Source organism: Rhizobium sp. USDA 3886 (assembly GCF_056279785.1).
Map to the genome: position 1 here is coordinate 1,032,061 of NZ_JBWCDC010000001.1, position 25,638 is coordinate 1,057,698.

The following is a 25,638-nucleotide window of genomic DNA, read 5'->3' on the forward strand; positions in this document are numbered from 1 at the left end:
GACAGGTCCCCTCCTCACCGTCAACTTTCGCACGATTGTGCGTCTCGGCGTTTCTGCGTAGAACTTCTGGACGCATTTTTCGGGTGGAGTCTGCATGTTCAAGAAAATCCTGATCGCGAACCGCGGCGAGATCGCTTGCCGCGTGATCAAGACTGCGCGCCGCATGGGTATTGCAACGGTCGCGGTCTATTCGGACGCAGACAGGGATGCCCTCCACGTCGAGATGGCCGATGAGGCCGTGCATATCGGTCCGGCCGCGGCAGCCGAGAGTTATCTCGTCGCCGAAAAGATCATCGCCGCCTGTAAGGAGACCGGTGCCGAAGCCGTCCATCCCGGCTACGGCTTCCTCTCGGAACGGGCCTCTTTCTGCGAGGCGCTAGAAAAGGAAGGCATCGTTTTCATCGGGCCGAAACCGAAGGCCATCAGGGCGATGGGCGACAAGATCGAATCGAAGAAGTTCGCCAATGCCGCCAAGGTCTCGACGGTGCCGGGCTATCTCGGCGTCATCGAGGATGCGGCGCATGCCGAAAAGATCGCCGGTGAGATCGGCTATCCGGTGATGATCAAGGCTTCGGCCGGCGGCGGTGGCAAGGGCATGCGCGTCGCCTGGAACGAGGCGGGGGTGTGCGACGGCTTCGACCGCGCCCGCTCGGAGGCGCGGAGTTCCTTCGGCGATGATCGCGTCTTCATCGAGAAATACATCGTCGACCCGCGTCATATCGAAATCCAAGTGCTGGCCGATGCGCACGGCAATGCCGTCTATCTCGGCGAGCGGGAATGCTCGATCCAGCGGCGGAACCAGAAGGTCGTCGAAGAGGCGCCCTCGCCCTTCCTCGACGAAAAGACCAGGCAGGCGATGGGCAAGCAGTCTGTCGCGCTGGCTAAGGCCGTCGGCTACCAAAGCGCAGGCACGGTGGAATTCATCGTCGATCGCGACCGAAATTTCTATTTTCTCGAGATGAACACGCGGCTGCAGGTCGAGCATCCGGTGACGGAACTGGTGACCGGGATCGATCTTGTGGAGCAGATGATCCGCGTCGCCGCGGATGAAACGCTTCCCTTCAGCCAGAAGGACATAAAGCTGAATGGCTGGGCGATCGAAAGCCGCCTCTACGCCGAAGATCCCTATCGCAACTTCCTGCCCTCGATCGGCCGCCTGATACGGTACCGTCCGCCGGCGGAAGGCAGGCACGGAAACACGATTGTCCGCAACGATACCGGCGTCTTCGAGGGCGCGGAAATCTCGATGTATTACGACCCGATGATCGCAAAGCTTTGCACCTGGGCGCCAGACCGTCCGGCGGCGATCGACGCCATGGGGCAGGCGCTCGACGGCTTCGTGGTCGACGGCATTGCGCATAATCTGCCGTTTCTTGCGGCATTGATGACGCATCCGCGCTGGCGCGAAGGCCGGCTTTCGACGGGCTTCATTGCCGAGGAATATCCGGACGGCTTTGCGCCGATGGTGCCGGATCAGCGGGAGGAAACGATGCTGGCTGCCGTGGCTCTCTCGGCATCGTTGATCGAAGCAAACCGGCGCGAACGCCATGTCGACCGTCTGCGCGCGTCGGTCGGCGATCTCCGCGAGGAATGGGTTGTTAAGATCGGCGGAAGCTACGTGCCGGTAAGGCTGATCGACGGACTCGTGACCATCCCGTTCGACATGGAGATGGAAGCAGTGGGAGAAAAGCTGCATGTTATCACCGATTGGAGACCCGGCGATCCGGTCTGGAACGGGGCAGTCGGTGGGCAGGCTGTGACGGCACAGGTGCGGCCCGTTCTCAATGGCATGCTGATCGACTGGCAGGGTCTGGCCGTCCGCGCAGGCGTTTTCACGCCGCGCCACGCCGAACTCGACCGCCTGATGCCCGTCAAGCTGCCACCGGATACATCGAAGCTGCTGCTTTGCCCCATGCCGGGACTGGTGATCTCGATCGCCGTCGCGGAAGGCCAGGAAGTAAAGGCCGGCGAGACGCTTGCCGTGGTCGAAGCCATGAAGATGGAAAACGTGCTGCGCGCCGAACGCGATCTGGTCGTCGGCAAGATCAATGCGAAACCCGGCGAGAGTCTAGCCGTCGATGCCGTTATCCTGGAATTCGCCTGATCCGGATTGGCACAAGCCCATCCGCGCCGCGGTGAATGCGGCTTCGCTTTTGTTAAGGTCTTGCAGTTTAAGATGGAGCGTTCTCGTCCTGTGGCTGGGGCCGGAGTAACGAATGACGGCACTACAATCTGCCGCCCTGCTGCTTTTCATCAATCTTGGCCTTCTCTGGCTGCTCATGCGCATACCGCTCGGCCTGCGCACCATTCGCTTGAAACGCGCATTCCGGCGTTCGCCGGAAGAGCTGTGGAAAGCGATCAATCCCGCCGGCAGCGACGCCGACTGGCACCATTCCGTTATCAGCAGCAAGCCGTTTGGAAACCGTAAGGGTTTCGTCGAACAGTTTTACAGCCATCTGGACCGCAACGGCGAGCCTCTGCGCCGCTTGCTCGCTTTGGAGCCGTTGCCCACCGCCGGCGGCCGCGGCTTTCGCTCGCGGGTAGCTGACGACAGTACGCTCGATGCGACGTTCTGGCAGGACTTCAGCGAAAGCAGAATCGTCCGCCGTGCGCCGGATGGCGCCGAGATCGAAATTTCGCAGACGGATCGTTATCGCGGCCTCGCGTTCCTTCTCCTCCGGTACTTCGCCCTGCGCCGCGAGCTGCGTGCCCTGGAAGGGTGGCTGGCGACCGGAGAGTCCGTCCCTCAGGGCCATTTCGAACATCCTGCCGTTCAATGCTGCCTGGCGCTTCTCTCGACGCTGCTGCTTTGGCCGTTCTTTGGTCTTACGGTCGGGGGCCTGATGATCTCGACCTTTCTCACGCTCGTCATCGCCCTGCACGAACTCGGACATCTTGCCGCCTACCGGACGTTCGGGCACGAATCCGTGCGCATGATCTTCGTGCCGTTCCTCGGCGGTATTGCAATTGGCGGCAGGCCGTACAGAAGCCATTTCGAGGTTGCCACCTGTGCGCTGATGGGACCTGGCATCTCGGCCTTTTTCGTCCCGATCCTGATTGCCGGGGATAACCTTGCGGCACATGGCCTGCTGCCGGAGCAATTCCGCGGTCCGCTATTGATCTTCCTGCTTATCCTCGGCGCCTTCAACCTGCTCAATCTTCTGCCGATGCAAAGGTTCGACGGTGGTCAGGTCCTGCGGCAAATCTTCAGGACGCGCCGCTCGCTGATCGGAGCGAGCTTTGCCGCAACGGCCTGTATTCTAGGTATCGGCTGGGAGATCGGCGTTTCCAGCGGTGTCCTGGCGGCTGCCCTCGCCGTCTTCATCCTGCTCAGCATGATCGGCGCGGGCTCCCTCAAGCCGCGCCACAAGCTTGAGGAGATGAGGGCCGGCGAACGCATGCTCGTCGCCTTCGGGCTTTACGCCGCAATCGCCATACATGGTTATGCCGTTGTCTTTTCCGCGTTAAAGCTCTTTTGACGCTTTGAGCAAACTTGCTGCCGCAAGCAGCTGATTTTGCAATAATGTTATCGCCGCCTAGCCTTTTTCGCTTGAGCCGCTCGCGCCCGGCATGCCAAGGTTCGTCCGGAAAATCACGAGGAGATCAGACGATGGACGTTCGCGCCGCCGTAGCCGTTCAGGCTGGAAAACCACTGGAAATTATGACCGTGCAGCTTGAAGGGCCGAAGGCCGGCGAGGTGCTGGTCGAGGTCAAGGCGACGGGCATCTGCCACACCGATGATTTCACGCTGTCAGGCGCCGATCCGGAGGGCCTGTTTCCGGCAATCCTCGGCCACGAGGGTGCGGGCATCGTCGTCGATGTCGGCCCGGGCGTCACTTCGGTCAAGAAGGGCGACCACGTCATCCCGCTCTATACGCCGGAATGCCGTGAATGCCCGTCCTGCCTGTCGCGCAAGACCAATCTCTGCACCGCAATCCGTTCGACCCAGGGCCAGGGCCTGATGCCCGACGGCACGTCGCGCTTTTCGATCGGCAAGGACAAGATCCATCACTACATGGGCTGCTCGACCTTTGCCAATTACACGGTGCTGCCGGAGATTGCCGTTGCCAAGGTCAATCCGGACGCCCCCTTCGACAAGATCTGCTACATCGGCTGCGGCGTGACCACCGGCATCGGCGCCGTCATCAACACCGCCAAGGTGGAGATCGGTGCAACGGCCATCGTCTTCGGTCTCGGCGGCATCGGCCTCAACGTCATCCAGGGGCTGAAGCTCACCGGTGCCGACATGATCATCGGCGTCGATTTGAACAACGGCAAGAAGGAGTGGGGCGAGCGCTTCGGCATGACGCATTTCGTCAATCCGAAGGAGGTCGGCGACGATATCGTGCCCTATCTCATCAACATGACAAAGCGCGGCGCCGACCAGATCGGCGGCGCCGACTACACCTTCGACTGCACCGGCAACACCAAGGTGATGCGCCAGGCGCTGGAAGCCAGCCATCGCGGCTGGGGCAAGTCGGTGGTCATCGGCGTTGCCGGCGCCGGCCAGGAGATTTCGACGCGTCCCTTCCAGCTGGTCACCGGCCGCAGCTGGATGGGCACCGCCTTCGGCGGCGCGCGCGGCCGCACCGACGTGCCGAAGATCGTCGACTGGTACATGGAAGGCAAAATCCAGATCGATCCGATGATCACCCACACAATGCCGCTCGAAGACATCAACAAGGGCTTCGAGCTCATGCATTCCGGCGAAAGCATCAGGAGTGTTGTGCTATATTGATACCTGCGGCGAACTATAGAGTCGACGTGCGCGGCATGAACGAGCTCTCCGCGCACGAGCTTTACGACCTCCTGAAGATGCGCGTCGACGTTTTCGTCGTCGAGCAGAATTGCCCTTACCCTGAGCTGGATGGCAAGGATGCTGACGCGCTTCACTTAAGATTGATGGACGGTGCACAGTTGCTGGCATCAGCGCGAATCCTGAAACCACATCGTCCGGAGGATGCGACAAAGATCGGCCGCGTCGTCGTTTCGCCGTCTCATCGGGGCAAACGACTCGGCGAAGCGCTGGTGAAGGAAGCTGTCCTTGCCTGCGAGCGGCGGTTCCCGGCCAATGCGATCGCGCTTTCCGCTCAAGGCCACCTTCGCCGCTTCTATGAGTCCTTCGGATTTGCGGCGACGTCAGAGGAATATCTGGAAGACGGTATTCCTCACATCGACATGATCCGACCTTTGCAGCCAGGAGGAACTGCGTCATGATCTACGTTGATGCCGACGCCTGCCCCGTGAAACTGGAAATCCTCAAGGTTGCCGAACGCCACGGCCTCGAAGTGACCTTCGTTGCCAATTCAGGGCTCCGGCCCTCACGTGATCCGACGATCCACAACGTCATCGTCTCTAGCGCCTTTGATGCCGCCGACAACTGGATCGCCGAGCATGCCGGCGCAGGCGACGTCGTGGTAACCGCAGACGTGCCGCTTGCCGTGCGTTGCGTCGCGACCGGCGCCTTGGTCAGCGGTCCCACCGGGCGCGTTTTCGACGATACGAACATCGGCATGGCGAGCGCCATGCGCGATCTCGGCGCGCACCTTCGGGAGACCGGCGAAAGCAAGGGTTACAATGCCGCCTTCAGCCCGAAGGACCGCTCGCGGTTCCTCGAAACCTTCGACCGGCTCTGCCGTCGCGCCAAGGCGGCAGCCCCAGGAACGGGAGATCAAAAATGAACATCATTTCCCAGGCGACTGCCTTCGGCGGCATGCAGGGCGTGTTCTCGCATGGATCCGAAGCCTGCAAATGCGAGATGACCTTCGCCGTCTTTGTGCCGCCGAAGGCCATCACGGAGCCCTGCCCGGTTCTCTGGTATCTTTCCGGCCTCACCTGCACCCATGCCAATGTCATGGAGAAGGGCGAGTACCGCCGCATGGCGGCCGAACTCGGCCTCATCATCGTCTGCCCGGACACGAGCCCGCGCGGAAACGACGTGCCGGATGAGTTGACAAACTGGCAGATGGGCAAGGGTGCCGGCTTCTATCTCGACGCCACCGAAGAGCCATGGGCCGAGAATTACCTGATGTATACTTATATCACCGAAGAGCTCCCTGCACTGATCGGCAAGCAGTTCCGCGCGGATATGAGCCGGCAGGGCATCTTTGGCCATTCGATGGGCGGCCACGGCGCGCTGACGATCGCGTTGAGGAACCCGGACCGCTTCAAGAGCTGCTCGGCCTTCGCGCCGATCGTCGAGCCGTCGACTGCCGATTGGTCGGCACCGGCGTTTGAAAAATATCTTGGGTCGGATCGCGCGGCCTGGCGCAAGTACGACGCAGTTGCCTTGGTAAGCGACGGTGCACGGTTCCCGGAATTTCTCATCGATCAGGGCGAGGCGGACGGCTTCCTAGAAAACGGCCTGAGGCCGTGGCTTTTCGAAGAGGCGGTCAAGGGCACGGATATCAAGCTCACGCTCCGGCTGCATCAGCGCTACGACCACTCTTACTATTTCATCTCCACCTTCATGGATGGTCACCTGAAGTGGCACGCCGAGCGGCTAGGATGACGAGCAGGAGGCGGTTGGTATGGCAGCCATGCCAATTCCGGCCTTGAAACCGGCCGCCGAACCGCGCATATGAACGTCAACGCAGACGACTGCGGCGCCCGATCCCCTCGGACGCGAAAGTCGCGGGGACGGCCTCGCTCTTGAAAAAGGAGAGTAAGATGGCCTGGTTTCTGCTGTTCCTTGCAGGTCTTTTCGAATGCGGTTGGGCAATCGGTCTGAAATATACCGATGGCTTCACCCGACCCATGCCGACCGTTCTGACCGTCATTTCCATGGTGGTCAGCATCGTGCTGCTCGGTCTGGCGGTCAAATCGCTGCCGATCGGCACCGCCTATGCGGTCTGGACCGGCATTGGCACCGTCGGAACAGTGCTGCTCGGTATCTGGCTGCTCAGCGACCCCGTCACAGCAAGCCGCCTCGGCTGCATCGCACTTATCGTGGCCGGCATTGCCGGGCTGAAATTCACTGCATGACGATCGATGCCGCGGGACGAACCCGCGGCATTTTTCTCAGGCGTTGCGCTTGTCGACCGAAAATGTGCCGGCACCGGCGAAAACCAGAAACAGGAAGACGAAGCAATATAGGATCGCCGATTCGCCCTGGTTGACGGACGGGTAGAAACCCAGCGGTGCATGCGCCATGAAATAGGCAACCGCCATCTGGCCGCTCAGGATGAACGCGACCGGACGCGTCAGGAAACCGACCAGAATGGCCAGGCCGCCGACGAACTCAAGAAGTGCCGACACGAGCATCAGCGGCGGAAGCGGGCCGCCCTCTCCTTGCGGAATCGGGAATTCAAACAGCTTCATCGTGCCGTGCTCGATGAAGAGAAGCGCGGTGATGATCCTAAGAGCAGCCAGCGCATAGGGTTGATAGGCGCTGAGGCGTTCGGAAGCGGACATTAAGACTCTCCTTTGAGATAAGACAGTGGAGCGTTAATGTCCTGAACGATTGGAATGAATACACGGATCGCTGACAACCGATCACTTCCTGTTGATTTCGCTTGTTTTTCACATTCCTGCGCCTCAGAGTGGAATATTGTCGTGCTTCTTCCAGGGGTTCGAGAGATCCTTGTTGCGCAGCATCTTCAAACCGCGCGCCAGGCGGCGGCGCGTCGAATGCGGCATGATCACCTCATCGATATAGCCGCGCTCGGCCGCGACGAAGGGCGACAGGAAGCGGTCTTCGTACATCTTTGTGTGTGCCGCGATCTTTTCCGGATCGGCGATATCCTTGCGGAAGATGATCTCGACTGCCCCTTTCGCACCCATCACGGCGATCTGCGCCGTCGGCCAGGCATAGTTGAGATCGCCGCGCAGATGCTTGGAGGCCATCACGTCGTAAGCCCCGCCGAACGCCTTGCGGGTGATGACCGTCAGCTTCGGCACGGTCGCCTCTGCATAAGCAAAAAGCAGCTTTGCCCCATGCTTGATAAGCCCGCCATATTCCTGCGCCGTGCCCGGCAGGAAGCCCGGAACATCGACGAAGGTGACGATCGGAATATTGAAGCAATCGCAGAAGCGCACGAAACGCGCAGCCTTGCGTGATGCGTCGCTGTCAAGCACACCGGCAAGAACCATCGGCTGGTTCGCCACAAAGCCGACCGTCGAGCCTTCGATGCGGCCGAAACCGCAGACGATGTTCTTGGCGAAGCTTGCCTGGATCTCGAAGAAGTCGCCTTCGTCCGCAACCTTGTGGATCAGTTCCTTGATGTCATACGGCTTGTTGGTATTGGCCGGGATCAGCGTGTCCAGCGATTTATCCCCATCCGTCACCGACTGGTAACATTCGATCTCCGGCACCGGCGAGGTATTGGAAAGCGGCAGGAAATCGATGAGGCGGCGGACCTGCAGCAATGTATCGACATCGTTGTCATAGGCGCCGTCGGCGATCGAGGAGCGCGTCGTGTGGACAAAGGCGCCGCCGAGTTCCTCGGAGGTCACCGTTTCGTTGGTGACGGTCTTCACCACATCCGGACCCGTGACGAACATGTAGGACGTGTCGCGCACCATGAAGATGAAATCCGTCATCGCAGGCGAATACACGTCGCCGCCGGCACACGGGCCCATGATCACCGAAATCTGCGGAATGACACCGGAGGCGAGCACATTGCGCTGGAAGACCTCGGCATAGCCGCCGAGCGCAGCAACCCCTTCCTGGATGCGTGCGCCGCCCGCATCGTAGATGCCGACGATCGGCGCGCGATTCTTCAGCGCCATATCCTGCACCTTCATGATCTTCTCTGCATGGGCCTCCGAAAGCGAGCCGCCGAACACCGTGAAATCCTTGGCGAAGACGAAGACAGTCCGACCGTTCACCGTTCCCCAACCCGTGACGACGCCGTCGCCGGCGATACGGGTCTTGTCCATGCCGAAATCCGTCGAGCGATGCTCCACGAACATGTCGAACTCCTCAAAGGAGTCTTCATCGAGGAAGAGGTCGATCCGTTCCCGCGCCGTCAGCTTGCCGCGCTTGTGCTGCGCTTCGATACGCGTATGGCCGCCGCCCTGCCGGGCGATCTCGCGGCGGCGCTCCAGCTCATCGAGAACTTCCTTCATGAAATCTCCCTTCGCCGCGTGGTCGCGGCATGATTTCTCAGCCGCGGCCGGTGTTGAGCTTGAAGGCCGAACGGATGCGCGCGGCGATATCTTCCGCCAGGATCTGGTCCGCCATGGCCTGTTCGTTGGCAGTGCTGGTCACCACCAACGAACTGACGGCGATGACCGAACCATCGTCGACGGAAGCCGCATCGATATTGATCTTGGCGATATTCCGCTTCTTGTCGAAGCCAGTGGCCTTCTGAAGGGAAGCGATGCGAATCGTCAGCACGACGCGCGGATAGACCTCGGTGCGAACCGTTGCATTGATGGCGGCATTGATCCGGTCGCCGATTCCCGAAAGCAGCTCGGGCGGCGTATTTGGGCCGCCGAGAACCACGGCACTGCGGACATCGTAGGTGGGAGCGGCGGGCTCATCGGAGGTCAGGCCCATGCAGGATGTCAGCAGGGTGGAGACCAGCGCCAGCTGACAAAAAAGCGACCTAAACCAATTCATACTGAAATCCGCACCTCTCCCGCTCGGAGTCGCAGAGTTCGTCATAATGGCTGTCAAAGCAATATGTTTCAGGCCTTTAGCGCCAAAAAAACCTCCGCCGCGGCCTTGAACTCCTCAAAGCGTTTGGCATGGCGCAGTTCAGCCTCCTCGTCGCTGCCCCAATGCTCGATCGTCCAGTCCTCGTCCAGATGAGCAAGCGACCAAACCTCGTCCATGGTTAGATGACCTTCGGCGAACGCAAGCGCCAGAAGGGCCGACCCGGTTAGCGTCGTTAGGGTGTGAAGAGAGGCAAGTGCCAGCGCACTGTCGTGTCTCCGCAAAGTGACGCCGAAGGCTGCGACCGCTTCGCGCGGCTGCTCATGATGCATCACGCCTTCGATCAGGATGAAGCGCGCGCCGAGATCATTCGCCGCCCAATCGAGAACCGGATCCCACCGCGCGGTCTGGCGCTGCACCAAGAGTTCTGGTCCCTCGGCGCGATAGCAAAGAAGATCGCTCGAGGAAAACCGCAGGATGTCTTCGAAGACGGCCTGCGTGTCGGTCGCGACGCCATCGAGCGCGGTATTGACGAGACGCGTCACGGGCATGGTTGCCGGGTCGATGATTTCCGCCTGTGCATCCCACTCGGCGGCAACGAGGTCAGCCACAGCCCGTACCGGCACTGCCAGAACCTGTTTGGCGGGCGTGCGCACCACCTTGCCATCGAGCTCGATCGCGAAGCCTTCGTCCCGCTCGGCCACCGACACATTCTTGTAGAAGCGCTTCGGCAGCGGCTTCTTCATCTGGATCTGCGCGCGGCGGATCGGGTCGGGATGGCTCAGACCTTCGGAATGGTCGTTCAGCAGGTCGCGCATGGCGTCACCTCAAAAATGATCAAGCACGTCGTTCGGATGGTGGGCGATCGTATCGGCGCCGGCCGCGATCAGGTCGTCAACGCTGGCATAACCCCAGGATACACCAATTGCCCTTGCACCTGCAGCCTTTGCCATCTGCATATCGTAGATCGCATCGCCGATGACAATGGCATCAGTAGCATTCATGCCCGCTTCGTCGCAGCATTCCGTCACCATCGCCGGATGCGGCTTGGACGGGCAATCGTCAGCCGTGCGCGAGACGATGAAATGCGGCGTGAACCCATGTGTCTCAAGGACATTGACTAGCCCGCGGCGCGACTTTCCGGTAACGGCGCCGATCAGGATGTCTTCCCGTGCGACCAATGTGTCGATCATTGGCTTGATGCCGGCGAAAAGCGGCACATCCATGCCTGCCTCTTGCCTGACGTCCATGTAGATCGACTTGTAGTGCGCCGTCATCGCGATCGCCTCGTCATCGACATGCGGCTTGCCCTGCATGCGGGCAATCGCGATATCGAGCGTCAGGCCGATGATCGATTTGGTGCTGGAAACGTCCGGCCGCGGATGACCGAATTGAACGAAAGTTCTAGCCATCACCTCATGGATCAAGGCGGCACTATCGACCAACGTACCGTCGCAATCGAAGAGAATAAGCTTCATTCGTCATCCCTCTCCGCGCCGGCAAGATCAAGGCCGAGAAGGTTCCACGTCTGCACCATATGCGGTGGCAGCGGAGCAGTGATGCGCAGACGTCCCCCGGAGGGGTGCGGAATATCGATATGACGGGCATGCAGGTGCAGCCGCTTCTGGATACCGCCGGGAAAATCCCAGTTGGGATCGTCGATGAAGTACTTCGGATCGCCGATGATTGGATGACCGATATGCAGCGCATGAACGCGGAGCTGATGGGTCCGGCCGGTGTATGGCTCCATCTCGAGCCAGGCTAGGTTCTGCGCAGCAGTCTCAATCACACGGTAGTAGGATACGGCGTGATCCGCACCCTCCTCGCCATGCTTGGCAATGCGCATGCGGTCGCCGTCGGCGGTCGCTTCCTTGACGAGCCAGGTGGAGATTTTGTCTTCGTGCTTGCGCGGCACGCCCCTCACCAGCGACCAATATGTCTTCTTGGTGTCGCGTTCGCGAAAGGCAGCCGTCAACTTCTGCGCCGCACCACGGGTGCGGGCGATAACGAGCACGCCCGACGTATCGCGGTCCAGCCGGTGCACGAGCCGCGGCTTCTCGCCTTTAGGGCTTGTCCAGGCATCCAGCATCTGGTCGATATGCCGGGTCAGGCCGGAACCGCCCTGCACGGCAAGTCCGGCAGGCTTGTTGAGTACGATCACCTTGTCGTCCTCATGCAGCACCATGCGCTGGAGAAGTTCGTAGTCGCTGGAATGCTTCAAGTCCTTCCCGGCGATCGGACCGCTCTTGAGCTTCGCATCGACATCGAGCGGCGGTACGCGTACCGTTTGGCCCGGCTGCACGCGCGCATCGGTCTTCACGCGTCCACCGTCGACACGGACCTGGCCCGAGCGCAACAGCTTCTGCAGAGGACCGAAGCCGAGGCCCGGATAGTGGACCTTGAACCACCGATCGAGCCGCATGCCCGCCTCATCGGCTTCCACCTTGATATGTTCTATTCCGGCCATTCTTGTTCTTTCGGAAAATCGTGAGCGCGCCACGCGCGGCTGTTGCCGGTGGCTTTAGAGCATTTTTCTCTGCGCGGAAACTGCCTTTCAGATCAAAGCGCGCACGACGGCGAGGCCGACCATGACAGAGGCCATCGAAAGCCCGACGCTTGCGGCGACATAAAGCCCGCCGGCCACTGTCTCGCCCCGCTCGAAGAGCGAGATCGCATCCAGTGAAAAAGCGGAAAAGGTCGTAAAGCCGCCGAGGAAACCGGTGATGAGCAGAAGGCGCATCTCAACGGAGGCGTTGAACCGGCGTGCGATCATTTCGGCAAAAACGCCAATGGCGAAACAGCCAACGACATTGACGATCAGCGTGCCCCAAGGGAAGCTCGGCCCCATGAGCCGCAGCGACCATTGGCCTACGTAATATCTCAGAAGCGAACCAATAGCGCCGCCGGCGCCGACAAGAAGAGCTTGGATCATAGTTTGGCCTACCTGACGAATTCCAATCGGATGGCTAAAAATCTTACCATTCAGTAAAACACGAATGATTTCCTTAGCCGGTTACAAACCGGCGGCCTGTACCAAGCGTCTTATGACACAGGTCGTTACCATATCCGCGAGCACGGCCGCCACCGCTTTCGAAACGCTGAGGATTGCTCCCCGCGTGCCGGCGAGCATGGTGGCAAAGGACGCGCGCCGGATCGCCGATCGTCAGCTAAAGGGTCGAAGCGGCCAGGAGCTGAACGAAACGGCAAGCATCATCCAGTCGACCGAAGTGGCGCTCGACCTGATGACCAAAGGCAACAAGCAGCCGCAGGCAGGATTGCAGCAGGCATTGAAATCCTACGAGGATTTTTGAATTTCCCACCTCTGAAAAGTAAAAGGCCCGCGACGACTGCCGCGAGCCTTTTGCCAAATTATTTGCCTTGTGCCGAGAGGACGTTCAAGGTCACATCGATCTTGCCCGCCTTCTCAAAGGTCAGCGTCGCCGGCACGCTCTCACCCTGCTTGAAAGGCGCCTTCACCTTCTGGAACATCAGATGCAGGCCGCCAGGCGCTAGCTTCACCGTCCCGCCTGCCGGCACGGCAATCCCATCCTTCAGCTCTCGCATCTTCATCACGTTGTCCTGCATCCCCATTTCATGCATCTGAACTTCGCCCGCAGCCGGCGAGGAAACGGCGACGAGCTTGTCGTCGGTCTTGCCGTTATTCTTGATGGTAAGAAAACCGCCACCGACCGGCTGGCCGGGCAGCATTGCTTTCGCAAAGGCGCCGGAGACTTCGAGATCGCCGAGCGTTGCGGTTTCACCTGTTGCGGCATTCATGTCCATCCCGGCCATGTCGCCATGGTCGTGACCGTTGCCGCCGCCGGCAACGACCGTCAGCACCGGCGCCGGGCTCTTGAGCTTATGGGGATCGCCGCCGCCGGTTGCGACCTGGTCCCATGCCTCGACCGCATCGCCGCAAAGCTGCTTCACCGGAAAGGTAAGTGACGTTCCTGCTTCCACGCCCGAGACCTTACCCTGGATCACGAAGGTGTCGTAGAAGCCGTCGGAGAGATTGCCGCCTTTCCAGCGGATCTCGATCGCGCCGGATTTTACATTGGAGCCGTGATTGTCGTAGGTCTTCTGATAGTCGCCCTTGATCACCTCCAACTCCCAGCCGGCCTTCGGCTGCGGCTTGGCAAAGACGAAGCCCTCCGGCAGCCTCACCTGCACTTCGTTGGTCGGCTTGCCGTCGCAGCCGTGCGGTACCTGCAGTGTTGCGAGGATCGTCTTTTCCTGCGGGGCTTCGGGATCAAGAAAGGTGACATGCGCCTGCGCTGCCGTGAATGCGGCTGCAGAAACCAGAGCCGCAGCGCTGAGTGTCTTGATGGTCTTCATCGGGTATCTCCTCGCCGGCTGCTGCTCGCAATGGCTGGCGCACCGGCATTATAGTGTCGTTTTCGGTGTGGCTGGAGATCAAGCCAGAACCGGAGGCGCCCTGGATTTCGGACGTTCGACGGCTTGCACCCCGATGGGGGTATCCGTATCAACCGGCGGCTTGTGCAGCGTGGCGAATTCAAGATTCAGCCAGGAGCCGGCATCCGGCACCGGCAGGATAACGGAGGCGGAGAGCCGGCAGACTTCGCAACCCGGCTTCTGCGGGACCGTCCTGTCGCCGCTGTCCGTAACGCAAAGCGAGGCGTAGGTGCCATCCGGCAGGACGTATGCGGCACTGTTATAGTCCGCGTTAGGCGCGGCCGCCTGCGGCGCCTGATGCGCAAGGCCAAGCATAAGCAAGCTCAGCGCGCAGAGAGTGCGCGTCAGCATGCCAGCGTTTCGGCCTGTCTTCATCATCTGGATCCTCTTTAGCGGATTTCGCGATTAAGCACTTTATCCGGGAAAAGCAAAAGCTCATTTGACGCAGATCAGACTTTGCCGAAGGACAGCGCGACAAAAATTTGTTCGGCGGCGACATTCCCCCTTGCCAAGTCCCTGCTCCGCCGGATAATTGCCGCAACCTTGTTGGGAGAATCCGGTCTGCGGACGACCGGTGCCGAAGGAGCAACCGCCCCGGAAACTCTCAGGCCAAAGGACCAGCAAGGGGCAGACGGAACTCTGGAGAGAAGCGTTCTCGAAGCGCTCGCCGAAGGGATAACAATCTCAGGCAAACGGACAGAGGGGGCTCGGAAGGAAGGCGTAGCCGCGCCTTCAGATTGAGCCCGCGCATGGAATTCCACGCGCAAACCCCGGAGGCGTCGTTGGACGATACTGCTGCCCTCAAGAAAACTCCGCTACACGCGCTGCATCTTTCGCTCGGCGCCCGCATGGTGCCCTTCGCAGGCTACGATATGCCCGTGCAATATCCGGCCGGCGTCCTGAAGGAACACCTGCAGACGCGCACCGCCGCCGGCCTGTTCGACGTCTCCCATATGGGCCAGGTCATCGTGAAAGCGAAGTCGGGCAAGTATGAGGATGCGGCCCTTGCGCTCGAAAGCCTCGTCCCGGTCGATATCCTCGGTCTCGCCGAAGGACGCCAGCGCTACGGCTTCTTTACCGATGAGAACGGCGGCATCCTCGATGACCTGATGATCGCCCATCTCGACGACCATCTCTTCGTCGTCGTCAACGCCGCCTGCAAGGAAGCCGATGTCGCGCATATGCAGAAGCATATCGGTGACCGCTGCGACATCACCCTGCTCGACCGCGCGCTGGTCGCGCTGCAAGGTCCTCGCGCCGTCGACGTGCTGGCCGAACTCTGGGCCGACGTCGCGGCGATGAAATTCATGGACGTGCGTCATTGCCGCTTGCACGACGTCTCCTGTCTCGTCTCCCGCTCGGGTTATAGTGGCGAGGACGGTTACGAAATCTCCATTCCGGCCGACAAGACGGAGGACGTCGCCAAACGGTTGCTCGAACATCCCGATGCGCAACCGATCGGCCTCGGCGCCCGCGATTCGCTTCGCCTGGAGGCGGGCCTCTGCCTCTACGGCAACGACATCGACACCACCACGACGCCGGTCGAGGCGGCGCTCGAATGGGCCATGCAGAAGACACGCAGGACAGGCGGAGCGCGCGCCGGAGACTTCCCCGGCGCTAAACGCATCCTCGGCGAGCTCGACAACGGCGCCACGCGCCGCCGCGTCGGCCTGAAGCCGGAAGGCAAAGCGCCGGTGCGCGGCCATTCCAAGCTCTATGCCGATGCCGAAGGCAGGACCGAGATCGGCGAGGTTACGTCGGGCGGCTTCGGCCCGAGCGTTGAAGGCCCCGTTGCCATCGGCTACGTGCCTATCTCCCATGCTTCCGTTGGAACCCAAATCTACGCTGAGGTGCGCGGCAAGTACCTGCCTGTCACAGTCAGCGCCCTGCCCTTCATCACGCCGACCTACAAACGCTAAGACTTTTCCAGAGAGGAACAAACCATGCTGAAATTTACCGAAGAACATGAGTGGCTGAAGATCGAAGGCGGCGTGGCGACGGTCGGCATCACGAATTACGCCGTCGAGCAACTTGGCGACCTCGTTTTCGTCGAGTTGCCGGAAGTGGGCAATAGCTTTTCCAAGAATGACGATGCCGCCACCGTCGAGTCCGTGAAGGCTGCCTCGGAAGTCTATTGTCCGCTCGATGGCGAGATCACCGAAGTCAACGAAGCGATCACCGCCGACCCGTCGCTGGTCAATTCGGACCCGCAGGGCGCCGGCTGGTTCTTCAAGTTGAAGCTCAAGAACCCGGCCGATGCCGATGGCCTGCTTGACGAAGCGGCCTACAAGGAGCTCACCGCGTAATGACGACGCCGACAGAATTCCAGTTTACCGACTACCAGCCCTACGACTTCGCCAACCGCCGCCATATCGGCCCCTCGCCGGCCGAGATGGAGGAGATGCTGAAGGTCGTCGGCTACAACAGCCTCGACAGCCTGATCGACGCAACCGTACCGCCCGCGATCCGCCAGAAGGCGCCGCTCGTCTGGGGTGCGCCGATGACAGAGCGCGAGGCGCTCGACAAACTCCGCGAAACCGCCAACAAGAACAAGGTGCTCGTTTCGCTGATCGGCCAGGGCTACTACGGCACGATCACGCCGCCGGTCATCCAGCGCACCATCCTGGAGAATCCCGCCTGGTACACCGCCTACACGCCCTACCAGCCGGAAATCAGCCAGGGTCGTCTGGAAGCGCTGCTGAACTACCAGACGATGATCTGCGACTTGACCGGCCTCGACGTCGCCAACGCTTCGCTTCTCGATGAAGCGACCGCTGCCGCCGAAGGCATGGCCATGGCCGAGCGCGTCTCGAAGTCGAAGGCCAAGGCCTTCTTCGTCGACGCCGCCTGCCACCCGCAAACGATCGCGCTCATCCAGACCCGCGCCGAACCGCTCGGCTGGACCGTCATCGTCGGCGATCCCTTCAAGGATCTCGATCCAGTGGACGTCTTCGGCGCGATCTTCCAGTATCCCGGCACGCACGGCCATGTGCATGATTTCACCGGCCTGATCTCCCGCCTGCATCAGACTGGCGCGATTGCCATCGTCGCCGCCGATATCCTCGCGCTGACGCTTCTGAAGTCGCCGGGCGAAATGGGTGCGGACATCGCGATCGGCTCTTCGCAACGCTTCGGTGTGCCGGTCGGCTACGGCGGCCCGCATGCGGCCTACATGTCGGTCAAGGATGCGCACAAGCGCTCGATGCCCGGCCGCCTCGTCGGCGTGTCCGTCGATGCCCGCGGCAACCGCGCCTACCGCCTGTCACTGCAGACCCGCGAACAGCATATCCGCCGCGAAAAAGCGACGTCGAACATCTGCACCGCGCAGGTGCTGCTCGCCGTCATGGCGTCGATGTATGCGGTCTTCCACGGTCCGAAGGGCATCAAGGCGATCGCCCAGCAAGTTCACCAGAAGGCCGTGCTGATGGCCAAGGGCCTTGAAAAGCTTGGTTACAAGATAGAGCCGGAAACTTTCTTCGACACGGTCACCGTCGATGTCGGCCACATGCAGGGCCTCATCCTGGGCGCCGCCGTCGCCGAAGGCGTCAACCTGCGCAAGGTCGGCACGACGAAGATCGGCATGAGCCTCGACGAGCGCACCCGTCCGGCGACCCTTGAAGCCGTCTGGCGCGCCTTCGGCGGCAACTTCGCCGTCGGTGACTTCGAGCCCGGTTATCGCCTGCCGAAGGATCTGCTGCGCACCAGCGATTATTTGACGCATCCGATCTTCCACATGAACCGCGCGGAAAGCGAAATGACCCGCTACATCCGCCGGCTCTCGGATCGTGACCTCGCGCTCGACCGCGCGATGATCCCGCTCGGCTCCTGCACCATGAAGCTGAACGCCACGGCGGAAATGCTGCCGATCACCTGGCCGGAATTTTCGGACATCCATCCTTACGTGCCAGCCGATCAGGCGCTCGGCTACCGCGAAATGATTGACGACCTGACGGAAAAACTTTGTGCGGTCACCGGTTATGACGCCTTTTCCATGCAGCCGAATTCCGGCGCACAGGGCGAATATGCGGGCCTGCTCACGATCCGCAACTATCACATCGCCAACGGCAACGGCCATCGCGACGTCTGCCTGATCCCGACCTCGGCGCACGGCACGAACCCCGCCTCGGCGCAGATGGCCGGCATGAAGGTAGTCGTCGTCAAGGTTCGCGGAAACGGCGACATCGACATGGACGACTTCCGCGCCAAAGCGGAAGAGCATTCGGCAAACCTCTCCTGCTGCATGATCACCTACCCGTCGACGCATGGCGTGTTCGAGGAGACGGTAAAAGAGATCTGCGATCTCGTGCACAAGCACGGCGGCCAAGTCTATCTCGACGGCGCCAACATGAACGCAATGGTCGGCCTATCCCGCCCCGGCGACATTGGCTCCGACGTGTCGCACCTTAACCTGCACAAGACCTTCTGCATCCCTCATGGCGGCGGCGGTCCCGGCATGGGCCCAATCGGCGTCAAGTCGCATCTGGCGCCTCACCTGCCCGGCCATCCGGAAACCGACGGCCGCTCCGGCGCGGTTTCCGCTGCGGCCTTTGGGTCGGCCTCGATCCTGCCGATCTCGTGGAGCTACTGCCTGATGATGGGGGGCGAAGGCCTGACGCAGGCAACCAAGGTCGCGATCCTCAATGCCAACTATATCGCCGCCCGCCTGAAGGACGCCTACGGCGTGCTCTACAAGTCCGAGAGCGGCCGCGTCGCGCATGAATGCATCATCGACACGCGTCCGCTGGCCGATAGCGCCGGCGTCACCGTCGATGACGTTGCCAAGCGCCTGATCGATTGCGGCTTCCATGCGCCGACCATGAGCTGGCCGGTCGCCGGCACGCTGATGATAGAACCGACCGAGTCCGAAACCAAGGCCGAACTCGACCGCTTCTGCGAGGCGATGCTGGCCATCCGCGAGGAGGCCCGCGCCATCGAGGAAGGCCGCATGGACAAGCTCAACAATCCGCTGAAGAACGCCCCGCACACGGTGGAAGACCTCGTCGGCGAATGGGACCGCCCCTACTCGCGCGAACAGGCCTGCTTCCCCCCCGGCGCCTTCCGCGTTGACAAATACTGGTCCCCGGTCAACCGCGTCGACAATGTGTATGGGGACAGGAACCTGATCTGCACCTGCCCGCCGGTGGAGAGCTATGCGGAGGCGGCGGAATAACACGCCCTCAAAGCCCCTCCCCCTCGTGGGGAGGGTTTTCAGCCTCACTCTCCCAACCCGACGATGAAAAAAGGTCACGCCCGATGCCGAAAGACCAGAGCGAAGCCAGAATGCAAGCGCCCTGGTCGAAACCGGTGCTGCTCGCCCTCGAAGAACCAGGTCAATACATGACCATATCGACCACGCAGGCCGCCTCCTGGGCGCTGATCGAGGACTGGCCAATCGAAGACGGCCCCGCCCTCGATCGTGCTCTGCTGATCTGCGCCGACGTCATAAAGGGCAAGCGCACCAACGAAGAGGCGCGGAAGGCCTTCATTGATGCCGCGATCGAGGCTGGCATCGACATTCAAGGCTGATCGACTGCCAGATTTTGCCTGTCGCAGCAGGCCTCCCAAGCGACGCTTGCGAACGACCTCAGGCCATCGGGCCGCCCAGCCCTATGGCGAAAGGACGGATCTGATCGCCGGACTCCTTCGGGAGGGTTCCGATCGGTTGAACAAGCAGGGCATTGATAGCCGCTGCCGTCTGGATTTCGATATCTGTAGCCAAGATCGGTTGACGGATCGAGGATATCGAGGTCTACCGATAGATGGGTGTAACGTTTCGCGCGCGCCGCTTTTTCGGTTAATGAATAGTCGGCAACAGAAGCCACGCGGAACCCTCGCTCCAATGCCTGCTTGATGGGTGCTGGGTTATCTCGGCATCCCCTCAAGACCGCCTCATCAATGGTGCCGTCCGCGAAAAGCCTCAGCAGAAAGTTTGAATGAGCGACATCGTCGAATAAAGCGTTGTCAATCGAACCATATCGCAGGCTCGATCGCTTGCTGCCCATGATAGGCGATCGCCGCCTGCCCTCGGCGCTGGACGCTATTCAACCCGATCACTGGCTTTGCGAATATACAGCCGATCTGACGAACCTTCTCCATGTCCTCGCCGGTTGGTCCTGCTGGAGCCTCGCCAGGCCGATCTGCCGCCTGACGAGGCCTCCCAGTATCGAATGGCGTTCCAGGCTCAGATCGCACGCTTGAACTACGGCGACCACCGTTTTTCAGCTTCCGTGCCATTTTCGGACGCCGTGCTCGCCTTGCTGCGCTTACCGTTAACGAAACGCGTTCAGTTTTCCCTAAAATCTCTTCTGTATAGCGGCTTCTATAGAGACGTGAGGAAACGGCTGATGAATGTATCGAGCGTCATGAACACCGCTCTTTCGGGCATGCGCACCCAGACCAGCAAGGTCAGCGCGATCGCCAGCAACGTGGCGAACATCAGCACGCCCGGCAATAGCCGCGTCGATCCCGATACGCTGACTGCCAATGAAGACCAAAGTGTCGATCCGCTCATGGAACTGACGAGCCTGATCCAGGCCGAGCAAAGCTTCAAGGCGAACGCCGTCGTTTTCGAGGCCGGCGCCGACATGTGGGAATTGCTGATGAGCACCAAGCGCGACTGACCTACCCGCGCAACTCTCTATGCAAGCAGCAGCCGCGCTGCAAAGCCGAGAACGACGGTTCCGAAGGCGATGATCAGTCCGCCGGAAATGCGGCGGATCAGCAGCGTGAGATCGCTTGAAATCCTGTCGCGGGCGAGATTGACCGCCGCGCTCAACGCCGTCCACCAGGCCATTGCACCGAAAAACACGCCGATGACGATCGCCGCGACTTCCGTCACCGTATTGCCGTCGACCAGACCAAGCCCCGCAAAAAGGCCGCCGAACGAAAGAAGCGCGCCGGGGTTCGAAATCGCCAGCAGGAAGGTCGAGGCGATCTTGCCGAAGAGATCGCGGGCGCCGACCTCCACGGCACCGGCAGGTGGGGTCATAAAATCGCGGATGCCAAGAAAGATGAGAAGCGCACCGCCGGCTGCCGCAATCGGCAGTGAATAGTCGTCTACGGTGTGCGAAACCATTGCGAGACCGGCGGCCGCCACGAGCGCGTAGCACGCATCGCCAAGCGCTGCCCCAATACCGATGGCTGCACCCGATCGGAAACCACGATGAAGGCTGCGGTTGATGCAGAGCGTCGCGATCGGCCCCGGCGGCGCGGTGACGACGAGGCCAAGAAGAGCGCCTTTGGCAAAGAGTAGAAGCAGCGTTTCGATGATCATACCGTAGAAACTGTTTCGCTGCCTGAAAGGGACAAATCAAAATAACAAAGCCGCCATCGCTGGCGGCTTTCGATTGCGGCCTTGAAGAATTCAGTGCGCGGCAGGCACCACCGCGTCGCCTCGCGCGGCAAGCGCTGCGAGATCGGCGGGCTTCAGCTCCACGGATTCGCCGCAGCCGCAGGCCGATGTCTGGTTCGGGTTGGTGAAGATGAAGCCCGAGCGCAGCGTCGTCGTCTCGAAGTCCAGTTCCGTGCCGAGCAGATAAAGGACAGCAGATGGCTCGACCCAGACCTTGGCGCCGTCGCGTTCGATCAGGTCGTCCTTGGCATTGGGTTCGGTCACCAGGTTGATGGTATATTCCATCCCGGCGCAACCGCCCTTCTTGATGCCGACGCGGATGCCCTTGGCCTCCGGCCCGGAATTTTCGACGATCGCCTTCACGCGCGCCGCGGCGGTGCCGGTCATGCTCATCACTGCAAAGCCCATCGGCTCATTCTCCTTCCACAACCCGGGTTAAGTTCGGGTGCTTCGAGTCTTAATGTAAAGCGCGCAGCTTAAGGCTTCAAGACCAGCCTGCCGACTGCAGCTTTTCGGGATCATGCTAGTACCAGCCAACGGCAACCTGCGCCTCTTCCGACATGCGATCCGGAGTCCACGGCGGATCGAAGGTCATCGCGACCTCGACGCCGGATACGCCTTCAACCGCGCCGACGGCATTCTCTACCCAGCCCGGCATTTCGCCAGCAACCGGGCAGCCCGGGGCCGTCAGCGTCATGACGATCTTCACCATGCGGTCGTCCTCGATGTCGATCTTGTAGATCAGCCCGAGTTCGAAAATGTCGGCGGGAATTTCCGGATCGTAGACGGTTTTCAGCGCGCCGATGACGTCGTCGCTAAGGCGCGCCAACTCATCGGTAGGAATGCTCGAATGCACGATACCCTCGCGCACGTCGGTCTTCTGTTCGCTTTCGTCCAGGCTCATACGGACACTCCTCAAGCAAAGAACTTCCGCGCATATTCCAGCGCGTCGGCCAAGGCATCAACCTCGGCACGTGTGTTGTACATGCCGAAGGATGCACGGCATGTGGCGGTGACGCCGAAGCGTTTCAAGAGCGGCATGGCGCAATGGGTGCCTGCGCGGACCGCAACGCCCTGCCGGTCGATCACCATCGAGACATCATGAGCATGCAGGCCGGCGAGTTCGAAGGCGAAGATGCTGCCCTTGCCGGGCGCCGTTCCGAAGATGCGCAGCGAATTGATCGACCGCAGCCGCTCGGCGGCATAGGCCGTCAGATCGGCTTCATGGCGTGAAATCGCCTCGCGTCCGACCTTCTCCATGTAATCCAGCGCATAACCAAGGCCGATCGCCTGAACGATTGGCGGCGTGCCGGCTTCGAAGCGATGCGGCGGATCGTTGTAGGTCACGGCATCTTCCGTCACCTCGAAAATCATCTCGCCGCCGCCCTGGAACGGCCGCATCTCGCGAAGCCGCTCCTTCTTGCCGTAGAGCACGCCGATTCCCGAGGGACCGTAGAGCTTGTGGCCGGTCATCACGTACCAGTCGCAGTCGATATCCTGGACATCGACCGGCAGATGCACGGCACCCTGCGAGCCGTCGATCAAGACCGGAATGCCGCGCTCATGGGCGATGCGGCAGACTTCCTTGACCGGAACGATGGTGCCTAACGCGTTCGACATATGCGTGATCGCAACGAGCTTAGTGCGTTCTGTCAGGCTTTTCTCGAAGTCCTCGATATCGAAGGCACCTTCGTCGTCCACCGGCACCCAGCCCAGCTTGGCGCCCTGCCGCTCGCGGATGAAATGCCAGGGCACGATATTGGAGTGGTGCTCCATGATCGAGACGACGATCTCGTCGCCCTCGCCGATCTTCGGCATGCCCCAGCCGTGCGCGACCGTGTTGATCGCCTCCGTCGAGGATTTCGTGAAGACGATGTCGTCGACGGATGGCGCGTTCAGGAAGCGCCGAACCTTTTCGCGCGCGCCCTCATAGGCTTCGGTTGCCGCATTGGACAGGAAATGCAGGCCGCGGTGCACGTTCGCATATTCGGTCGAATAGGTCCTCGAGATGGCATCGATAACCGTTTGCGGCTTCTGGGCGGAGGCGCCGTTGTCGAGATAGACCAGCGGCTTGCCATAGACCTCCCGCGCAAGGATCGGAAAATCCTTGCGGATGGCTTCGACGTCGTAGGTGGCTGCCGGTGCTAACTTGTCCATGGCGGTATCCGATCAGGCGTGCTTTTCGAGCCAGGCCGAGATGACGCCTTCCAGCGCCTCGACCAGGGCTTCGTCTTCCAATTCCTCGACGATCTCGGCGACGAAGGCCTTGACGAGCATCGCCCGCGCCTTGTTCTCCGGAACGCCGCGAGCCATCATGTAGAAGAGATGATTGTCATCGATATCGGCAACGGTCGCGCCGTGGCCGCACTGGACGTCGTCGGCAAAGATCTCGAGCTCCGGCTTCGTCGAGAAGTCGGCATCGTCCGACATTAGCAGCGTGTTGCAGGACATTTTCGCGTCGGTCTTCTGCGCATCGGGCGCAACCCGGATCATGCCCTGGAAGACGCCCTTGGCGCGGTCGAAGACGACGTTGCGGATGATCTCCGTCGAACCGGTGTGCGGAACGTTGTGGCCGAGCACCATCGTCACGTCGGTATGCGTATCGCCGCCGAGCAGGTTGATGCCCCGGAGCGTCAGGTCCGCACCCTCGCCTGTCACCTTGATGTGCAACTCCTGTCGCACCAGCTTGCCGCCCGCGTTGATGACGAACAGCTTCAGCTTGGCATTGGCGCCAAGATCGATGCGGATCTGGCCAAGATGCGTATCCTCGCCACCTTGCTGTTGCAGGATGATCCAGGTGAGTTCCGTGCCGTCGCCGATCGAGATGTCACTGACATGGGACACGAGTGCCGCATCGCCGGTCACCGACAGGTGACGCTCGATCACGATCGCCTTGACGTTTGCGCCAAACGATACGGGCAGGCGCGTATGGATCTGGCCGCCGGCATGGACGAGATCGATCTCCAGCGGCCTTTCCAATTCGGTGCCCGCCGGTACATCAACGACATAGCCGTCGCGCACGAAGCTGCCGTTGATGCGGCCGACGGCATCATCCGCACCAAGCGCGCCGAGCCCCGCCACGGCCGAGCCGTCGATCAGGTGCTGCGCGTAACTGGAGATCTCAAGCTCGCCCGCACTCGCACTCGGGTCGACATGGCCCTGCACGATCGAGAGAACCGAAGAACCTTCGATCAGCGGTTCGATCTCTTTCGATGCGGCGTCCCCGGCAACGGCCGGAACGGCGCGAAGCAGGTTCTTGAGGTCGGTATAGTGCCAGGCCTCGATCCGCCGTGTCGGCAGGCCGCCCTTCTTCAGGTCGTCCAGCAGCCGGTCACGGGTCGCCGTCACCGCGCCGTCACCGGGCAGTTCGCCGAATTGATTGTTGAAAGCCTCGATGAGCGCCGCTTCCGCGGCAGTCAGGCGGCTCGTCGTCTGCATGTTCATGAGACTCGTCCTTTCCGCCTGAATCAGGCTGCCGCTCCGATGATGTCGGCGTAGCCGTTAGCTTCCAGCTCGTGCGCCAGCGTCTTGTCGCCGGATTTGATCACCTGGCCCTTGTAGAGGACGTGAACGGTGTCCGGAATGATGTAATCGAGCAGGCGCTGGTAGTGGGTGATGACGACCACAGCGCGGTCCGGCGAACGCAGCGCGTTGACGCCATCGGCAACGATCTTCAGCGCGTCGATATCGAGGCCGGAATCGGTTTCGTCGAGCACGCAAAGCTGCGGCTGGAGCAGCGCCATCTGCAGGATCTCGGCGCGCTTCTTCTCACCGCCGGAAAAGCCGACGTTCAGCGGCCGCTTCAACATCTCGGTATTGATCTGCAGCTTGCCGGCTGCGTCCTTGACGAGACGCATGAAATCCGGCGTCTTCAGCTCTTCTTCGCCGCGCGCCTTGCGCTGCTCGTTCATCGCCACCTTCAGGAACTGCATGGTGGCGACGCCCGGGATTTCGACCGGATACTGGAAAGCCAGAAAGATACCTTTGGCGGCGCGCTCGGCGGCGTCGAGCTCGAGAATGCTCTCGCCGTTGTAAAGGATGTCGCCTTCGGTCACTTCATAGTCTTCGCGGCCCGCAAGAATGTAGGAGAGCGTCGACTTGCCGGAGCCGTTCGGGCCCATGATGGCAGCGACTTCGCCGGCCTTCACTGTAAGGTCCAGGCCGCGGATGATCTCGGTGCCGTCTTCGGCGATGCGGGCGTGCAGGTTTCTGATTTCAAGCATGGTCATGTCCCATAAAAAGCAATCGGGTAAAGGCGCGCCGGGCGCGCCAT

At 61.1% G+C, this 25,638-nt stretch carries 28 protein-coding genes and 1 riboswitch; of the genes, 13 read left to right on the plus strand and 15 right to left on the minus strand.

Annotated features, from left to right (window positions below):
• The first annotated feature begins 94 nt into the window (after positions 1 to 94).
• The 7 genes from ACZ9BX_RS05360 to ACZ9BX_RS05390 all read left to right on the plus strand — a co-directional run bounded on the left by ACZ9BX_RS05360 (position 95) and on the right by ACZ9BX_RS05390 (position 6,984).
• A complete protein-coding gene (locus tag ACZ9BX_RS05360) occupies positions 95 to 2,104 on the plus strand; it encodes an acetyl-CoA carboxylase biotin carboxylase subunit (protein ID WP_476216215.1) in 2,010 nt (669 codons plus the stop codon).
• A 112-nt stretch (positions 2,105 to 2,216) separates the two neighbouring features.
• Positions 2,217 to 3,479 (plus strand): zinc metalloprotease, encoded by a 1,263-nt coding sequence (locus tag ACZ9BX_RS05365; RefSeq protein ID WP_476216217.1) that lies wholly within the window; start codon positions 2,217 to 2,219, stop codon positions 3,477 to 3,479.
• A gap of 131 nt (positions 3,480 to 3,610) precedes the next feature.
• The gene (locus ACZ9BX_RS05370; RefSeq protein WP_476216219.1) at positions 3,611 to 4,738 is read left to right on the plus strand and encodes an S-(hydroxymethyl)glutathione dehydrogenase/class III alcohol dehydrogenase; all 1,128 of its coding nucleotides are present in this window, start codon (positions 3,611 to 3,613) and stop codon (positions 4,736 to 4,738) included.
• A 35-nt stretch (positions 4,739 to 4,773) separates the two neighbouring features.
• The gene (locus tag ACZ9BX_RS05375) at positions 4,774 to 5,217 is read left to right on the plus strand and encodes a GNAT family N-acetyltransferase (protein ID WP_476216221.1); all 444 of its coding nucleotides are present in this window, start codon (positions 4,774 to 4,776) and stop codon (positions 5,215 to 5,217) included.
• Entirely contained in the window at positions 5,214 to 5,681 is a 468-nt protein-coding gene (locus ACZ9BX_RS05380) for a YaiI/YqxD family protein (protein WP_476216222.1), read from the plus strand. The genes ACZ9BX_RS05375 and ACZ9BX_RS05380 overlap by 4 nt, the downstream gene beginning before the upstream one ends.
• Positions 5,678 to 6,511: an S-formylglutathione hydrolase gene (gene fghA / locus ACZ9BX_RS05385; RefSeq protein ID WP_476216224.1), complete on the plus strand. Its 834-nt coding sequence runs from the start codon at positions 5,678 to 5,680 to the stop codon at positions 6,509 to 6,511. Before ACZ9BX_RS05380 ends, fghA begins: the two co-directional genes overlap by 4 nt.
• A 158-nt stretch (positions 6,512 to 6,669) precedes the next feature.
• Entirely contained in the window at positions 6,670 to 6,984 is a 315-nt protein-coding gene (locus ACZ9BX_RS05390) for a DMT family transporter (RefSeq protein WP_476216226.1), read from the plus strand.
• Positions 6,985 to 7,020: 36 nt separating this feature from the next.
• Here ACZ9BX_RS05390 and ACZ9BX_RS05395 read toward each other — a convergent pair whose 3' ends face one another.
• The 7 genes from ACZ9BX_RS05395 to crcB all read right to left on the minus strand — a co-directional run bounded on the left by ACZ9BX_RS05395 (position 7,021) and on the right by crcB (position 12,533).
• Positions 7,021 to 7,413, minus strand: a complete 393-nt coding sequence (locus tag ACZ9BX_RS05395) for a DoxX family protein (RefSeq protein ID WP_476216228.1) — start codon at positions 7,411 to 7,413, stop codon at positions 7,021 to 7,023.
• Between the two features lie 123 nt (positions 7,414 to 7,536).
• A complete protein-coding gene (locus tag ACZ9BX_RS05400; protein WP_476216230.1) occupies positions 7,537 to 9,069 on the minus strand; it encodes an acyl-CoA carboxylase subunit beta in 1,533 nt (510 codons plus the stop codon).
• Between the two features lie 37 nt (positions 9,070 to 9,106).
• On the minus strand, positions 9,107 to 9,565 hold the full coding sequence (locus ACZ9BX_RS05405; protein WP_476216232.1) for a hypothetical protein: 459 nt from the start codon (positions 9,563 to 9,565) through the stop codon (positions 9,107 to 9,109).
• A 68-nt stretch (positions 9,566 to 9,633) separates the two neighbouring features.
• Positions 9,634 to 10,419: an ATP12 family chaperone protein gene (locus ACZ9BX_RS05410; RefSeq protein WP_476216234.1), complete on the minus strand. Its 786-nt coding sequence runs from the start codon at positions 10,417 to 10,419 to the stop codon at positions 9,634 to 9,636.
• Positions 10,420 to 10,428: 9 nt separating this feature from the next.
• The gene (locus tag ACZ9BX_RS05415; protein WP_476216236.1) at positions 10,429 to 11,079 is read right to left on the minus strand and encodes an HAD-IA family hydrolase; all 651 of its coding nucleotides are present in this window, start codon (positions 11,077 to 11,079) and stop codon (positions 10,429 to 10,431) included.
• Positions 11,076 to 12,068, minus strand: a complete 993-nt coding sequence (locus ACZ9BX_RS05420; RefSeq protein ID WP_132567165.1) for an RluA family pseudouridine synthase — start codon at positions 12,066 to 12,068, stop codon at positions 11,076 to 11,078. The genes ACZ9BX_RS05415 and ACZ9BX_RS05420 overlap by 4 nt, the downstream gene beginning before the upstream one ends.
• 87 nt (positions 12,069 to 12,155) lie before the next feature.
• A complete protein-coding gene (gene crcB, locus ACZ9BX_RS05425; protein WP_027512457.1) occupies positions 12,156 to 12,533 on the minus strand; it encodes a fluoride efflux transporter CrcB in 378 nt (125 codons plus the stop codon).
• Between the two features lie 112 nt (positions 12,534 to 12,645).
• On the opposite strand from crcB, the gene ACZ9BX_RS05430 reads away from it, so the two are divergent.
• Positions 12,646 to 12,912 carry a hypothetical protein gene (locus ACZ9BX_RS05430; RefSeq protein ID WP_027512456.1) on the plus strand — a complete coding sequence of 89 codons (267 nt, stop codon included), beginning with the start codon at positions 12,646 to 12,648 and terminating at the stop codon, positions 12,910 to 12,912.
• A gap of 58 nt (positions 12,913 to 12,970) precedes the next feature.
• Here ACZ9BX_RS05430 and ACZ9BX_RS05435 read toward each other — a convergent pair whose 3' ends face one another.
• The gene (locus ACZ9BX_RS05435) at positions 12,971 to 13,936 is read right to left on the minus strand and encodes a copper chaperone PCu(A)C domain-containing protein (protein ID WP_476216241.1); all 966 of its coding nucleotides are present in this window, start codon (positions 13,934 to 13,936) and stop codon (positions 12,971 to 12,973) included.
• A gap of 78 nt (positions 13,937 to 14,014) precedes the next feature.
• On the minus strand, positions 14,015 to 14,392 hold the full coding sequence (locus ACZ9BX_RS05440; RefSeq protein ID WP_476216243.1) for a hypothetical protein: 378 nt from the start codon (positions 14,390 to 14,392) through the stop codon (positions 14,015 to 14,017).
• 159 nt (positions 14,393 to 14,551) lie between these two features.
• Positions 14,552 to 14,644, plus strand: a riboswitch (glycine riboswitch).
• A gap of 152 nt (positions 14,645 to 14,796) precedes the next feature.
• Between ACZ9BX_RS05440 and gcvT the strand changes: the two genes are divergently transcribed.
• From gcvT to ACZ9BX_RS05465, 5 genes are all read left to right on the plus strand, one after another.
• Positions 14,797 to 15,933: a glycine cleavage system aminomethyltransferase GcvT gene (gcvT, locus tag ACZ9BX_RS05445; RefSeq protein WP_476216245.1), complete on the plus strand. Its 1,137-nt coding sequence runs from the start codon at positions 14,797 to 14,799 to the stop codon at positions 15,931 to 15,933.
• Positions 15,934 to 15,957: 24 nt separating this feature from the next.
• Positions 15,958 to 16,320, plus strand: coding sequence for a glycine cleavage system protein GcvH (gene gcvH, locus ACZ9BX_RS05450; protein WP_476216247.1), 363 nt, complete (start codon positions 15,958 to 15,960; stop codon positions 16,318 to 16,320).
• Complete coding sequence (gene gcvP / locus ACZ9BX_RS05455) at positions 16,320 to 19,184, plus strand: aminomethyl-transferring glycine dehydrogenase (protein ID WP_476216249.1); 2,865 nt, start codon at positions 16,320 to 16,322, stop codon at positions 19,182 to 19,184. Before gcvH ends, gcvP begins: the two co-directional genes overlap by 1 nt.
• 110 nt (positions 19,185 to 19,294) lie before the next feature.
• Positions 19,295 to 19,540 (plus strand): DUF982 domain-containing protein, encoded by a 246-nt coding sequence (locus ACZ9BX_RS05460; protein WP_027512449.1) that lies wholly within the window; start codon positions 19,295 to 19,297, stop codon positions 19,538 to 19,540.
• An 818-nt stretch (positions 19,541 to 20,358) separates the two neighbouring features.
• On the plus strand, positions 20,359 to 20,634 hold the full coding sequence (locus ACZ9BX_RS05465; protein WP_476216251.1) for a flagellar basal body protein: 276 nt from the start codon (positions 20,359 to 20,361) through the stop codon (positions 20,632 to 20,634).
• Between the two features lie 17 nt (positions 20,635 to 20,651).
• On the opposite strand, the gene ACZ9BX_RS05470 is transcribed toward ACZ9BX_RS05465, so the two are convergent.
• The 6 genes from ACZ9BX_RS05470 to sufC all read right to left on the minus strand — a co-directional run bounded on the left by ACZ9BX_RS05470 (position 20,652) and on the right by sufC (position 25,588).
• Complete coding sequence (locus ACZ9BX_RS05470; protein WP_476216253.1) at positions 20,652 to 21,287, minus strand: LysE family translocator; 636 nt, start codon at positions 21,285 to 21,287, stop codon at positions 20,652 to 20,654.
• Between the two features lie 90 nt (positions 21,288 to 21,377).
• Positions 21,378 to 21,773, minus strand: coding sequence for a Fe-S cluster assembly scaffold SufA (gene sufA / locus ACZ9BX_RS05475; RefSeq protein ID WP_476216255.1), 396 nt, complete (start codon positions 21,771 to 21,773; stop codon positions 21,378 to 21,380).
• Between the two features lie 115 nt (positions 21,774 to 21,888).
• On the minus strand, positions 21,889 to 22,269 hold the full coding sequence (locus ACZ9BX_RS05480) for an SUF system Fe-S cluster assembly protein (protein ID WP_087002478.1): 381 nt from the start codon (positions 22,267 to 22,269) through the stop codon (positions 21,889 to 21,891).
• 11 nt (positions 22,270 to 22,280) lie between these two features.
• Positions 22,281 to 23,522, minus strand: coding sequence for a cysteine desulfurase (locus ACZ9BX_RS05485; RefSeq protein ID WP_476216257.1), 1,242 nt, complete (start codon positions 23,520 to 23,522; stop codon positions 22,281 to 22,283).
• Positions 23,523 to 23,534: 12 nt separating this feature from the next.
• Positions 23,535 to 24,809: a Fe-S cluster assembly protein SufD gene (sufD, locus tag ACZ9BX_RS05490; RefSeq protein ID WP_476216258.1), complete on the minus strand. Its 1,275-nt coding sequence runs from the start codon at positions 24,807 to 24,809 to the stop codon at positions 23,535 to 23,537.
• A gap of 23 nt (positions 24,810 to 24,832) precedes the next feature.
• Positions 24,833 to 25,588 (minus strand): Fe-S cluster assembly ATPase SufC, encoded by a 756-nt coding sequence (sufC, locus tag ACZ9BX_RS05495; RefSeq protein WP_027512441.1) that lies wholly within the window; start codon positions 25,586 to 25,588, stop codon positions 24,833 to 24,835.
• Positions 25,589 to 25,638 lie beyond the last annotated feature (50 nt).